At 53.3% G+C, this 13,651-nt stretch carries 13 protein-coding genes and 1 riboswitch; of the genes, 5 read left to right on the top strand and 8 right to left on the bottom strand.

Annotated elements, in window-relative coordinates; genetic code table 11:
- Nucleotides 1-207 precede the first annotated feature (207 nt).
- The 6 genes from ACSBQN_RS15880 to nudF all read right to left on the bottom strand — a co-directional run bounded on the left by ACSBQN_RS15880 (nucleotide 208) and on the right by nudF (nucleotide 7,487).
- Nucleotides 208-954: a 1-acylglycerol-3-phosphate O-acyltransferase gene (locus tag ACSBQN_RS15880; protein WP_004242167.1), complete on the bottom strand. Its 747-nt coding sequence runs from the start codon at nucleotides 952-954 to the stop codon at nucleotides 208-210.
- Between the two features lie 79 nt (nucleotides 955-1,033).
- Nucleotides 1,034-3,295, bottom strand: a complete 2,262-nt coding sequence (parC, locus tag ACSBQN_RS15875) for a DNA topoisomerase IV subunit A (protein ID WP_036409243.1) — start codon at nucleotides 3,293-3,295, stop codon at nucleotides 1,034-1,036.
- A gap of 42 nt (nucleotides 3,296-3,337) precedes the next feature.
- Complete coding sequence (gene parE / locus ACSBQN_RS15870) at nucleotides 3,338-5,233, bottom strand: DNA topoisomerase IV subunit B (RefSeq protein ID WP_354632952.1); 1,896 nt, start codon at nucleotides 5,231-5,233, stop codon at nucleotides 3,338-3,340.
- A gap of 95 nt (nucleotides 5,234-5,328) precedes the next feature.
- Entirely contained in the window at nucleotides 5,329-5,907 is a 579-nt protein-coding gene (yqiA, locus tag ACSBQN_RS15865; RefSeq protein WP_024474989.1) for an esterase YqiA, read from the bottom strand.
- The gene (gene cpdA, locus ACSBQN_RS15860) at nucleotides 5,907-6,740 is read right to left on the bottom strand and encodes a 3',5'-cyclic-AMP phosphodiesterase (protein WP_004242163.1); all 834 of its coding nucleotides are present in this window, start codon (nucleotides 6,738-6,740) and stop codon (nucleotides 5,907-5,909) included. Before cpdA ends, yqiA begins: the two co-directional genes overlap by 1 nt.
- A gap of 108 nt (nucleotides 6,741-6,848) precedes the next feature.
- Nucleotides 6,849-7,487, bottom strand: a complete 639-nt coding sequence (nudF, locus tag ACSBQN_RS15855; protein WP_354632953.1) for an ADP-ribose diphosphatase — start codon at nucleotides 7,485-7,487, stop codon at nucleotides 6,849-6,851.
- Nucleotides 7,488-7,706: 219 nt separating this feature from the next.
- On the opposite strand from nudF, the gene tolC reads away from it, so the two are divergent.
- The 3 genes from tolC to ACSBQN_RS15840 all read left to right on the top strand — a co-directional run bounded on the left by tolC (nucleotide 7,707) and on the right by ACSBQN_RS15840 (nucleotide 11,217).
- Nucleotides 7,707-9,071 carry an outer membrane channel protein TolC gene (tolC, locus tag ACSBQN_RS15850; RefSeq protein ID WP_024474990.1) on the top strand — a complete coding sequence of 455 codons (1,365 nt, stop codon included), beginning with the start codon at nucleotides 7,707-7,709 and terminating at the stop codon, nucleotides 9,069-9,071.
- Between the two features lie 305 nt (nucleotides 9,072-9,376).
- Nucleotides 9,377-10,051, top strand: a complete 675-nt coding sequence (locus ACSBQN_RS15845) for a DUF1190 family protein (RefSeq protein WP_024474991.1) — start codon at nucleotides 9,377-9,379, stop codon at nucleotides 10,049-10,051.
- A gap of 5 nt (nucleotides 10,052-10,056) precedes the next feature.
- Nucleotides 10,057-11,217, top strand: coding sequence for a glutathionylspermidine synthase family protein (locus ACSBQN_RS15840; RefSeq protein ID WP_337137419.1), 1,161 nt, complete (start codon nucleotides 10,057-10,059; stop codon nucleotides 11,215-11,217).
- A 76-nt stretch (nucleotides 11,218-11,293) separates the two neighbouring features.
- On the opposite strand, the gene ygiD is transcribed toward ACSBQN_RS15840, so the two are convergent.
- Complete coding sequence (gene ygiD, locus ACSBQN_RS15835) at nucleotides 11,294-12,073, bottom strand: 4,5-DOPA dioxygenase extradiol (RefSeq protein WP_220730706.1); 780 nt, start codon at nucleotides 12,071-12,073, stop codon at nucleotides 11,294-11,296.
- Between the two features lie 72 nt (nucleotides 12,074-12,145).
- On the opposite strand from ygiD, the gene ACSBQN_RS15830 reads away from it, so the two are divergent.
- The gene (locus ACSBQN_RS15830; protein WP_004242158.1) at nucleotides 12,146-12,280 is read left to right on the top strand and encodes a hypothetical protein; all 135 of its coding nucleotides are present in this window, start codon (nucleotides 12,146-12,148) and stop codon (nucleotides 12,278-12,280) included.
- On the opposite strand, the gene ribB is transcribed toward ACSBQN_RS15830, so the two are convergent.
- On the bottom strand, nucleotides 12,260-12,913 hold the full coding sequence (ribB, locus tag ACSBQN_RS15825) for a 3,4-dihydroxy-2-butanone-4-phosphate synthase (protein WP_004237153.1): 654 nt from the start codon (nucleotides 12,911-12,913) through the stop codon (nucleotides 12,260-12,262). The two genes, ACSBQN_RS15830 and ribB, sit on opposite strands and share 21 nt — an antisense overlap.
- A 167-nt stretch (nucleotides 12,914-13,080) precedes the next feature.
- Nucleotides 13,081-13,226, bottom strand: a riboswitch (FMN riboswitch).
- 141 nt (nucleotides 13,227-13,367) lie between these two features.
- On the opposite strand from ribB, the gene ubiK reads away from it, so the two are divergent.
- On the top strand, nucleotides 13,368-13,628 hold the full coding sequence (ubiK, locus tag ACSBQN_RS15820; protein WP_004242156.1) for a ubiquinone biosynthesis accessory factor UbiK: 261 nt from the start codon (nucleotides 13,368-13,370) through the stop codon (nucleotides 13,626-13,628).
- Nucleotides 13,629-13,651: the final 23 nt, after the last annotated feature.

Genomic DNA, 13,651 nt, shown 5'->3' with positions numbered 1-13,651 from the left:
TCCATGATTTTTATGATTTGTGCCGAACACCCGTATGCCGGTGAGCAGACAGAGACATCCGTGTTATCGTTTCATGAAGGGCATACGCTTAACAACGGAGTGTTAAGCGTATGATATAGCGGATGAAGAGCAATTCCTAAACTTATCTATGATAAGTTGCAAAATAATAAGGCTGGTATTGTATAACCGGCGTGACAGTCACGGAAATCAAGCGTCTTTACGACCCTTTTGTTTTTCCATTTCAATCACTTCCTTATCCAGCTCCGCGATACGTTTGATCATCATCTGGCGACAATCTTCGGCCAGTTCACGCACCTGTTCGCGGGTATATTTTGAGGTATCAACCGGCGGCAGCATTTCCACAATCACCACACCATTATTCCAGCGGTTCAGTTTAATACGCCCCTGAGTGGTGGACACACATACCGGCACCACCGGCACACCAGCGGCCATTGCCGCGTGGAAAGCACCGGTTTTAAACGGCAGCATACCGCGGCCACGGCTGCGCGTGCCTTCCGGGAACATCCAGACAGAGATATTGCGCTTTTTGATCTGATCCGCCACCTGGGTAATGGTGTTATGGGCTTTGCTGCGGTTGCTCCGGTCAATCAGGATATTCCCCGAAATCCAGTACAACTGCCCGAAAAACGGGATCCAAATCAGGCTGCGTTTACCGACAGTCACCGTGCGCGGCTGCACCGCATTCGACATGGTGATCATGTCATAGTTGTTCTGATGGTTGCCCACATACACACAGGAACCGTAGTGTTTCGCTTCTTCCGGAATGCGGTACACCATTTTGATGCCGAAAACATGAGAGAGCTTGCCGTACATGCGGCCGAAAGTCATCACATGCTTCGGGTTACGCGGGCTGGTCAGGCAGATAAGAATGCCGGCCAGACTACCGAAAATACAATAAAAAATAACGATGATGATACGTAAAATGGCTAACATGCGTCCCCCGCAAAATGGCCTTTTAAGAAAAGCGGGGCAATCATTGCCCCGTGAATAGTATCGCTGTTAATACCGGATATTACGCCTTCGGCTCCGGTTCAGAAATATCAATCCGTTCGATCTTTTTCTGCATACCGCGCGGCAGTGCCGTACCACGGCGCCCGCGCTCAGCACGGAATTTCTGCAGATCTTCCGGACGCAGCATCAGTTTACGCTTACCGAAATGCAGTGTCACACTGGCATCCGGGCGGATAACAAACAGATGTGCCAGGCCGTCTTCCCCGGCTGCAGCCGCCGCAGAGGTAATGGAGATAATTTTGTTCCCCTTCCCTTTTGACAACTGCGGCAGGTCACCGACAGGGAACAGCAGCATCCGTCCTTCCTGTGATACTGCCAGCAGAAGGTCGTTTTCCTCGTCATTCACCTCAATCGGCGTCATGACTTTCGCGTTATCCGGCAGCGTGATCAGCACTTTCCCGGCTTTGTTTTTCGCGACCAGGTCACTGAATGTACAGATAAAGCCGTAACCGGCATCCGAGGCCATCAGGTACTTCTGATTTTCATCGTTCATCAGCACCTGTTCAAACACGGCGCCCGGCGGCGGTGTCAGTTTGCCGGTCAGCGGCTCGCCCTGACCACGGGCACCCGGCAGTTCCAGCGGGTCGAGCGAGTAACTGCGACCGGTGGAATCAAGGAATACCACCGGCTGATTACTTTTACCCCGTGCCGCACCGAGGAAGGTATCACCCGCTTTGTAGTTCATGCCGGACGGGTCGATATCATGGCCTTTGGCGCTGCGCACCCAGCCCATCTGTGACAGCACAACCGTCACCGGTTCGGACGGCAGAATGTCATGCTCGCTCATGGCTTTCGCCTCTTCGCGCTCATTGAGCGGGGAGCGGCGATCGTCACCGTACTGTTTAGCGTCTTCCTCAAGCTCTTTTTTCAGCAGCGTGTTCATGCGCCGCTCAGAGCCGAGGATAGCCTGTAATTTATCACGCTCTTTGGCCAGTTCATCCTGCTCGCCACGAATTTTCATCTCTTCGAGTTTGGCTAAATGACGTAATTTCAGTTCGAGGATTGCTTCTGCCTGAGTATCACTCAGCCCGAAACGATCCATCAGTACCGGTTTCGGCTCATCTTCCGAACGGATGATTTCAATCACTTCATCAATGTTGAGATACGCGAGCAGCAAACCGTCGAGAATATGCAGACGGCGCAGTACTTTTTCCAGCCGGTGATTCAGGCGGCGGCGCACCGTTTCGCGGCGGTAAACCAGCCACTCATTGAGGATCTCAACCAGCCCTTTGACCGCCGGACGTCCGTCCAGACCGATCATATTCAGGTTGATACGGTAGCTTCTTTCCAGATCCGTGGTCGCAAACAGGTGAGTCATCACCTGCTCAAGATCGATCCGGTTACTGCGCGGCACAACCACCAGCCGGGTCGGATTTTCATGATCCGATTCATCGCGCAGATCTTCCACCATCGGCAGCTTTTTCGCCCGCATCTGTGCAGCTATCTGCTCCAGCACTTTCGCGCCGGAAACCTGATGCGGCAGCGCGGTGATCACCGCATTACCGTCCTCAGTTGTCCACACGGCGCGCATACGCACAGAGCCGCGGCCGGATTTATAGATCTTACGGATATCTTCCGGTCCGGTGATAATTTCCGCTTCTGTCGGGTAATCCGGGCCCGGGATAAACGCCATCACCTCTTCGAGAGACAGAGACGGCTTGTCGATCAGCGCCAGCAGTGCACCGGTCACTTCACGGGCATTGTGCGGCGGAATATCCGTCGCCATACCGACCGCAATCCCGGTGGTGCCGTTGAGCAGAATGTTCGGCAGACGCGCCGGTAACATTTTCGGCTCCTGCATGGTGCCGTCAAAGTTCGGCACCCAGTCTGCGGTGCCGTGCCCCAGTTCACTGAGCAGCACTTCCGCATATTTTGACAGGCGCGATTCGGTATAACGCATGGCGGCGAAGGATTTCGGATCATCCGGTGCCCCCCAGTTCCCCTGACCGTCCACCAGCGGGTAGCGGTAAGAGAACGGCTGCGCCATCAGTACCATCGCCTCATAACAGGCGCTGTCACCGTGCGGATGGTATTTACCCAGCACGTCACCGACCGTACGGGCGGATTTTTTGTATTTGGCGGAGTTGCTTAACCCCAGTTCAGACATGGCATACACGATACGCCGCTGAACCGGTTTTAACCCGTCGCCGATAAAAGGGAGTGCCCTGTCCATGATGACGTACATGGAATAGTTGAGGTAGGCATTCTCTGTAAAATTATGAAGCGCCTGGCGCTCCACACCGTCATGAGTTATTTCACTCATTCACTCTGTTCCTCTGACCTTTTGTGCCGTCACGGGGTGACATCACACATCCAATTCCACCCGATCACCCTTTTCCTGCAGCCAGTTACGGCGGTCTTCCGCACGTTTCTTGCCGAGCAGCATATCCATCACCGACATCGTTTCCTGATAGTTTTCCTCACTGATAGTGAGCTGTACCAGACGCCGGGTATTCGGATCCAGGGTCGTTTCACGCAACTGACCGGGGTTCATTTCCCCCAGCCCTTTAAAACGCTGCACATTCGGTTTGCCGCGCTTGCGGCTTAATTTATCCAGAATCGCATTTTTCTCGCTCTCATCGAGGGCGTAATGCACCTCTTTACCGAGGTCGATACGATAGAGCGGCGGCATAGCCATATAGACATGACCGGCTTTCACCAGCGCCGGGAAGTGACGCACAAACAGCGCGCACAGCAACGTGGCGATATGCAGCCCGTCCGAGTCCGCATCCGCGAGGATACAGATTTTGCCGTAACGCAGGGTGCTTAAATCATCGCTGTCCGGGTCGATACCGATAGCCACGGAAATATCATGCACTTCCTGAGACGCCAGCACTTCATCAGACGACACTTCCCAGGTATTCAGTATCTTACCACGCAGCGGCATGATGGCCTGGAATTCGCGGTCACGCGCCTGTTTGGCTGAACCGCCCGCCGAGTCCCCTTCCACCAGAAACAGTTCGGTCTGATTCAGATCCTGGGATGAACAGTCCGCCAGTTTCCCCGGCAGAGCCGGACCTGACGTCAGCTTTTTGCGCACCACTTTTTTCGCAGCCCGCAGACGGCGCTGGGCGCTGGCAATCGCCATTTCCGCCAGCTGTTCCGCAGCCTGTACGTTCTGATTGAGCCACAGACTGAATGCATCCTTCACCACACCGCTGACAAATGCCGCGCACTGACGTGATGAGAGACGTTCCTTGGTCTGACCGGCAAACTGCGGATCCTGCATTTTCACGGAGAGCACATAGGCACAGCGCTCCCAAATATCGTCGGCGGATAACTTCACGCCGCGCGGCAGGATATTGCGGAATTCGCAGAACTCGCGGATACCGTCGAGCAGCCCCTGGCGCAGACCATTGGCATGGGTACCGCCCAGCGGGGTCGGGATCAGGTTGACGTAGCTTTCGGTAAGCAGTTCGCCGCCTTCCGGCAGCCACAGCAGCGCCCAGTCCACCTCTTCGTTGTCCCCGGCATGTTTGCCGGTAAACGCCGCTTCCGGCAGAGTGACCAGGCCGTTGACGTTTTCCATCAGGTAATCGGTCAGGCCATCCTGGTAGCACCAGCGCTGTTCGGTCTCGTTCACATTATCTTTGAAAAGGATCTCAACACCCGGGCACAGCACGGCTTTGGCTTTCAGCAGATGCACCAGCCGGGAGACAGAGAAGCGCGGACTGTCAAAAAACTGCTCATCCGGCCAGAAATGCACGCTGGTACCGGTGTTGCGTTTGCCGCACTGCCCGATGACAGCCAGTTCACTGACTTTGTCACCATTTTCAAAGGCAATCTGATAAACCTGTCCGTCACGGCGGACAGTCACTTCGGTGCGTTTTGACAACGCATTGACCACGGAAATACCTACCCCGTGAAGACCACCGGAAAACTGATAGTTTTTATTGGAGAACTTCCCCCCGGCATGCAGGCGGGTCATGATCAGTTCGACCGCAGAGACTTTCTCTTCCGGATGGATATCCACCGGCATTCCGCGCCCGTCGTCAATCACTTCAACAGACTGATCTTTATGTAAAATAACTTCGACAGATTTAGCGTGACCGGCTAAAGCCTCATCGACGCTGTTGTCGATAACTTCCTGAGCAAGGTGATTCGGCCGCATCGTGTCCGTGTACATACCCGGACGGCGGCGGACAGGCTCCAAACCACTGAGGACTTCAATATCCTCTGCGTTATAAGATGATTGCGTCATGTTGGATTATCGGTTTTTCGCTAAAAAATAAACAAAATACGTGAATGATACTGGCGATAATACCAGTCCCTGATAAATTTAAATACGATTTTTCATTAATGGCCGAGGCCGAGGAACTCAATTATCTGCGGAAAATAGCGCTGAAATCCGGTAAAGGCATGGTTTCCGCCGGGTTCAATCGTCTGTTTGCATGCCACCAGATGGGTGACCGCCTGGCGGTAATCCAGCACTTCATCGCCGGTCTGCTGCAATAACCAGATCAAATCCGGTGATTCGACAGGATCGGCAAAAATCGCCCGTAAATCCTGCATATGATGCGGTTCGAGTGTGTAACGCTCGCCGGTGTAGGGGTTTTGATTTTCCCCGATATAATCCTGAAGCAGATCAAACGGATATACTGCCGGATTGACCACCACAGCGGGGACATCAAACGCCTGTGACAGCCAGAGGGCAAAATACCCGCCCAGCGATGATCCGACAATTCCGGTGGTCTCACCGGCCAGCGAGTTCATCAGATCTTCCAGAAACAGTGCAGCCTCATCCGGATAACAGGGGATCTGCGGCTGTAACATCCGGATCGCCGGATGGTGCTCAGCCAGCCACGCTTTCAGCATCGTCCCTTTCTCTGACAACGGGGAACTGTTGAAGCCGTGCAGATAAAGGAGCGTCGCCATCAGTAACCGTCCGAACCCAGGTCGGGGCTGAATTCATCCGTATCCAGCCGGAACAACTGTGTGGTCAGCGACGGATTATCACCGGTGGTCAGCTCCAGATAACGCCAGCCCGGAGCGGCGGTATCCAGTGTAAAATTGGTACAGTGCGGTTTGAACTGGACACAGGTCGACGGCGTGGCCAGCATGCGGATACCGTTCCACATCACATCCAGATCCTGATGAATATGCCCGCACAAAATACCTTCAATATTCTGATAGCGGGTCAGAACCTCAGCCAGCATATGCGAGTTGCGCAGGCTGTGCTGATCGAGCCAGGTACAGCCGGATGCCAGCGGATGGTGATGCAGCATAACAACAGTATGGCGGTCAGGCTGCTGCGCCAGGCAGTTATCCAGCCAGATAAGCTGGTCATCACTCAGTTCGCCGTGCGGCACACTCTGAACCTGACTGTCGAGCAGCAGGATCTGCCACTGATCCCCGAGCAGCACCTGCTTGGAGGGAGAGATACCGGCGGCGGCCAGTTCCTGCGCCATGGACGGCTGGTAATCATGATTCCCCGGCAGCCAGACACACGGCGCCGGTAAACGGGCAATACCGTCCGTAAACCGCTGATAGGCCCGGGTGCTCTGATCCTGAACCAGATCACCGGTGGCAACAATCAGGTCGGCCGGTAACTGCTGTTTTACGATAGCATCCAGCACGGCATGGTAACTGTGCAGGGTATTAATGCCCAGCAGCGTGTCGGTTTCGCCGGCAAAAAGATGCGTATCGGTAATCTGTAAAATTCTGACCGCAGCGCCGTCAGCCACGGGCAAGTGCAACGGGGTTTCCAATCGATGTCCTTGTTATTTTAACAACTAACGTATAATGATAACGTGTTTCGGTGAAGAAGATCTGCAATCCCGCACACAATTCCCCGGATGCGTATAAAAAAATCCGGATTATTTATCCCGCCACGTTGTGCGTATGCGTTCATAGTGCAGTGTAAGCCACTGAATTGCAATGACAGTTGCTGCGTTATCGATCACACCTTTTTCAACCCATTCATACGCCTGTTCCCGGCTGACCACATGAACACGAATGTCCTCATTCTCCTGCGCCAGCCCGTGAACCCCGCCCGCCGCTGTGGTATCCGCCTCGCCGATATACACATACATCCGCTCTGACGTCCCGCCCGGGCTTGAAAGATAGCTCAGTGCAAAGGTACAGCGGCCGATTTTCAGCCCCGCTTCCTCTTCCGCTTCACGCCGTACCACATCTTCGGCGGATTCCCCGCTTTTATCGATCATCCCGGCCACGGCTTCCAGCAGCCAGGGTGTCTGACTGCTTTCGGTGGCCGGCAGACGAATCTGTTCAATCAGCACAATTTCATCACGAACCGGGTCATACGGCAAAATCACTCCGGCATTGCCCCGTTCGAAGACCTCGCGGCGGATTTCCGGACTCCAGCCGCCCTCAAATAACCGGTGACGGAAACGGTATTCATTAATCTTCAAAAATCCTGAAAACAGGGTTTTCTTACTGATTATCTCCACGTCATCGCTGCTGAACGCAAAAGGTAATCCGGATGTGTGTTTCATACTATTTTCTCCGCCAATACATCAATTATCAGTGATAATGGCCTTTTTCCTCTGCTGAGATAAAGAAATTTTCATCCCGTTGAGGTAAAGTTAATCTAATTTAACGCAGAAGGCACAAACGGCTACCTTTATTAGCGAGCGGACTCTGCTAGAATTAGAGCCATTTGGTGCTTCCCGTGAGGCAACTGACAGATTAGCGCTGTGCAAAAAGGAATCCTAATGAAGAAACTGCTTTCTCTTCTCATTGCTGTGAGTGTGGCAGGTTTCAGTTCTGTCACCCAGGCTGAAGACCTCCTGCAGGTTTATCAAAAAGCGAAAGAGACTAACCCGACCCTCCGTCAGACTCAGGCTGAACGTAACCAGGCTTTCGAAAAAATTAACGAAGCCCGCAGTCCGTTACTGCCGCAGTTAGGTTTAAGCGGAGGTTATGACTATAACACCGGTTACCGTGATAACAGTAACCAGAGCAATAATGCACTGAATGCACAGCTGAAACTGACTCAGACAATTTTTGACATGAGCAAATGGCGTCAGCTGAATCTGCAGGAACAAACTGCCGGGATCAGTGACATCACATTCCAGAGTGCCCAACAACAGCTGATTGTGGATACCGCCGTTGCTTACTTTAATGTTCTGCGCGCGCTGGATACCCTGTCCTTCGTACAGGCACAGAAAGAAGCCGTCTACCGCCAGCTGGATCAGACCACTCAGCGTTTCAATGTCGGTCTGGTAGCCATTACTGACGTACAGAACGCCCGCGCTAACTACGACAGTGTTCTGGCTCAGGAAGTCGCAGGCCGTAATGATGTCGAAAACGCCATTGAAGCACTGCGTCAGGTGAGCGGTATTTATTACAGCGAATTAGCTTCCCTGGATGTGAACCGCTTTAAAACCAATGCCCCGGATGCCATCGAAGCACTGCTGAAAGAAGCACAGGAACGTAACCTCAATCTGCTGAGTGCCACACTGAGCCGTAACCTGGCGAAAGAGCAAATCAGCCTGGCAGAATCCGGCCACTATCCGACTGTGAACCTGAGTGCCGGCACAGGCGTAACCAACACCGATTACAGCGGCAACGGCTACCCTAACGGTCGTCCGGATAACAGCTATGCAGGTCAGAGCACCATCGGTGTGAACGTCAGTATCCCGCTGTACACCGGGGGTGCTGTGTCATCACAGGTTGATCAGGCTCAGTACGGCTATACCGCTGCCAGCGAAAAACTGGAAGCGACACTGCGTCAGGTTGTTCAGACCACCCGCTCTTCTTACAACAATATCAACGCCTCAATCAGCAGCGTGAACGCCTACAAACAGGTTGTGACCTCTGCGGAAAGCTCACTCGATGCAACCGAAGCCGGTTATCAGGTGGGTACGCGTACGATTGTGGATGTGCTGAACGCCACCACTACCCTGTATGAAGCGAAGAAAAGCCTGTCCAACGCCCGTTATGACTATCTGATTAACCAGCTTTATATCGGTCAGGCACGCGGTACGCTGAATGAAGACGATATTCTGCGCCTCAACCAGGTGCTGGGTAAAACTATCTCCACATCACCGGCTTCCGTGGCTCCGACCACCCGCTGATCCTGATGTTTGTATGATAAGAACCCGCCTTCCGGCGGGTTTTTTTATATTTTTGCTGTTTTTACGGATAATACTTCTGCCGGGCAGTGAAATATCAGGTTATATACCGGAGGCCGCAATATAATTACACCGGCCGGGCGTATTCTCCCCGTAAAAATACCGCGATACCGGTATCTTTTTTTTCTGTTAATCTGATTTAATTCACATCAGATGCAAAAAGCAGATTATTGCTTTAATTTCACACAGTTTTCCCCTATCCTAGACAGTAATTACCTCCCATAAAACCGTTTCCGGATATAACGACGATGACAATGAAACGCACCAAGAATATTAACCGCGACGCTTTCCGCAAAACCTGGCGTCAGTACCGCCTGGCACCTGTTGCGGCTGCTGTCGGCGCTGTTCTGATGTTAACCGCCTGCGATGAAGCCGATGAAACCGTTGCGCTCTACACCACCGCAGAGCAATGCTCCGCCGCGAACCCGTCACAGGCCGGTGAATGTACCACTGCCTATAACAACGCACTGGAAGAAGCAGCAAAAACTGCACCGAAATATGCCACCCGCGAAGATTGTGTGGCGGAATTCGGTGAAGCCCAGTGTACTCAGGCACCAACAGAGCTGGCGAATAACAGCCAGCAGCAGCCTGCCCAGGCATCCGGCAGCTTCTGGATGCCGCTGATGGCCGGTTATATGATGGGCCGTATGATGGGCGGCGGTGCCGCAGCCTCTCAGCCGCTGTTCACCTCCCGTAACCCGGCAAGCCCGGCTAACGGCAAGTTTGTTGATGCCACCGGTAAAAACTACGGTTCTGCCACCGGCGGACGCAGCATGACAGTACCGAAAACCGCCATGGCACCAAAACCGGCCACCACAACCACCACCACACGCGGCGGCTTCGGTGACAGCGTGGCGAAACAGAACACCATGCAGCGCTCATCCGGCAGCAGCAATTCATCCTCCCGTTCAATGGGCGGCTGATTTACATGAAACGCGTAGCAATTAGCGAGCGCCCTGACTGGCGCAGTAAAGCCGAGGAATTCGGCTTTCATTTTCATACTATGTACGGCGAGCCGTACTGGTCAGAAGATGCCTGTTATCAGTTTTCTATGGTACAAATCGATGAAATCGAGGAAGTGACTAACGAACTGCATCAGATGTGTCTTCAGGTGGTGGATAAAGTCACACAAAGTGACGAGCTGATGGCCCGCTTTCAAATCCCGAAACACTGCTGGGATTTCGTGCGTGAGTCATGGGCAACCCGCCAGCCATCGCTTTATTCACGCCTGGATCTGGCCTATGACGGCGTTAACCCGCCGAAGTTACTGGAAAATAATGCGGATACACCGACATCGCTGTATGAATCCGCTTTCTTTCAGTGGATCTGGCTGGAAGACCAGATTGCCGCCGGTAACCTGCCGGAAAATGCCGATCAGTTCAACGGTATCCAGGAAAAGCTGATTGAGCGTTTCGGAGTACTGGCGGAAGAGTACGGGTTCCGTTATCTGCACATGGCCTGCTGTCAGGATTCCGTGGAAGATCGCGGTACTATCCAGTATTTGCAGGATTGTGCACAGGAAGCCGGTGTCACCACTGATTTTCTGTTTATCGAAGATATCGGGCTGGGCGATCGCGGTGAGTTTACTGATCTTCAGGATCAGATTATCAGCAACATGTTTAAACTCTATCCGTGGGAATTTATGATGCGGGAGATTTTCTCCACCAAGCTGACAGACGCCGGTGTTCGCTGGCTGGAACCGGCCTGGAAGAGCATCATCTCCAACAAAGCCCTGCTGCCGATGCTGTGGGAAATGTTCCCGGATCACCCGAACCTGCTGCCTGCCTATTTTGCGGATAAACCGTATCCGGAAATGGAGAGCTACGTCATCAAGCCGCTGTTCTCCCGCGAAGGTGCCAATATCCGTATTATCGAAAACGGCAAAGAAATTGCCGCCGCGGACGGCCCTTACGGCGAAGAAGGCATGATTGTCCAGCAGTTCCATTCCCTGCCGAAATTCGGCGACAGCTATACCCTTGTGGGCAGCTGGCTGGTGAATGATGAATCTGCCGGGATCTGCATCCGTGAAGATAAAGAGCTTATCACCCAGGATCTTTCCCGTTTCTATCCGCATGTCATTATTGACTGACGAATAGTCTCTGGCTGATACAAAAATCCCCGCTACATCAGATGTGCCGGGGATTTTTTTATGACACAAGAAATCGTCAGCCGACTTTGACTGTCAGCATGCTCAGTGAGCCGGATTCAATACCATCCACCGGTACGGTGACCGGCTCGCTGCCCTTCCGCATACCGAGAATATAGAGCAGCGGCAGATAGTGCTCCGGCGACGGATTCGACCGTTTGCCGTCTTCGCGCTCAAGCGCATTCACCAGCGGATGCGGCCGGGTGTCACTCTCCAGGTTATCGCGCACGAAATTATTAAAACTCAGCGCCCACGGATACGGTTCGGCCTGTGCATTCTGCCAGTCCATCTCACGCAGATTGTGCACCACATTGCCGCTGCCGAGCACCAGCACACCTTCATCACGCAGTGCCGCCAGTTTACGTCCGGTATCATAATGCCATTGCGCCGGTTTGCTGCCGTCGAGGCTGAGCTGCACCACCGGGATATCCGCATCCGGATACATTTTCACTAAGATCCCCCAGCTGCCGTGATCTAACCCCCATTCGCCGTGATCTTCACCGATATGATCATCACTGAGCAGATCTTTTACCCGCGCTACCAGCGCAGATGACCCGGGAGCCGGATATTCAGTCTCATGCAGTGCAGGCGGAAAACCGCGAAAATCATGGATGGTGCGCGGGTGTGTGGCTGATGTCAGCCACGCCCCCTGTGTATACCAGTGCGCGGAAATCACCAGAATAGCGGACGGACGCGGCATCTCCTCTCCCAGCTGCCGCCAGGTTTCGGTATAACGGTTGGTTTCCAGGACATTCATCGGGCTGCCGTGACCCGCAAACAGAGCCGGTAATCGTTTCATTGCTGACCTCACACAAAAATTGTTCACTGAGATCAGTGTATGCCATTCCGGGATTTATCACGCAGGGTAATCATGATGAAGTTATTCAAAAAATATGACAGGAGTGCGGATACAAAAATGCCGCTGTGTCAGCAGCGGCATTCTCAGGATTTCAGTCTTGTTCAGTTACTGACCCTGTCTGTGATGTCAGCCCGCTTTCGCCATTAACTGTTCGCGGTACTGCACCAGGTCATCAATCGTCACAACCGGCATATCATGCGCTTTTGCAAACACAATCACTTCCGGTGCGCGGGCCATTGAACCGTCATCGTTGGTCAGTTCACACAGCACACCGTACGGCTTCAGACCGGCGAGTGTCGCCAGGTCAACAGAGGCTTCGGTATGACCGCGGCGGGTTAACACACCACCGTTCTGCGCGCGCAGCGGGAATACGTGACCCGGACGGTTCAGATCTGCCGGAACAGCGCCATCGGCCACCGCAGCACGGATGGTGGTGACACGGTCAGCCGCAGACACCCCGGTGGTTACACCGTGTGCGGCTTCAATCGTGACGGTAAAGCCGGTTTTGAACTGGCTGGAGTTGTTCTCCACCATCATCGGCAGCTCAAGCTGCTGACGGCGTTCGTCAGTCAGGCACAGGCACACAATACCGCTGCCGTGACGGATGGTCAGTGCCATCTGCTCAACGGTGATGGTTTCGGCGGCGAACACCATGTCGCCTTCGTTTTCGCGGTTTTCATCATCGAGTACCATCACACCCCGTCCCTGACGGATAGCTTCAATGGCACGTTCTGCACGTTCAATCGGATTGCCGTAATCTGATAACAGCGTCTGATTCATGGTAAATAAACCTCATCGTAATTAAAAATGATTACCAGAACCAGGGCATCTTAGGAGTTGCATACATATCATAACGCCATGTCATAAAACCATGCCGCAACAGGTTTTTACCTGTGCAGATAATTGATGATATGCGATCGGACGGGCGGATATTGCCCGGCTGATGCTGACTCTCTCCCATCCGGACTATAACCGTCGGCCCCGGAATTACACCGGATCTGCTGACCTTCACCGTAGTGAAGCGCTCGCGGGCTTCATTCGCAATGGAATGTTTACCGCCGGTGGGGACTTTCACCCCGCCCTGAGATAGCGTGATTACTATACCCCCGATAAATCTTCCCGGCCAGTGGTTATTTTTACCGGAGGCTCAAAATGAGAACTCAGACTGGTTCAGAATCCCGTAACAGGTTACTATTTGCGGCATAACGATCCTCCGGCTCAGAAAGGAAAAATCATGATTGACCCGAAAAAAATTGAACAGATTGCCACACAGCTGCAAAGCGCGCTGCCGAAAGGTGTGCGGGAGATCGGAGCGGATATCGATAAAAAGATGCGTGCCATTTTACAGTCACAGCTCGGCAAGCTGGATTTAGTCAACCGCGAAGAGTTTGATGTGCAGACTCAGGTGCTGCTGCGCACCCGCGAAAAACTGTCGCAGATGGAAAAACGTCTGGCTGAGCTGGAAGCGCGCCTGGCGGAAAAAGGCGGCGAGTAATGACAACAGGAGATACGCCGTGC

It is taken from the genome of Morganella sp. B601, from assembly GCF_051172335.1.
Classification (GTDB): domain Bacteria; phylum Pseudomonadota; class Gammaproteobacteria; order Enterobacterales; family Enterobacteriaceae; genus Morganella; species Morganella morganii.
This window is presented reverse-complemented; position numbering and strand designations above follow the sequence as displayed.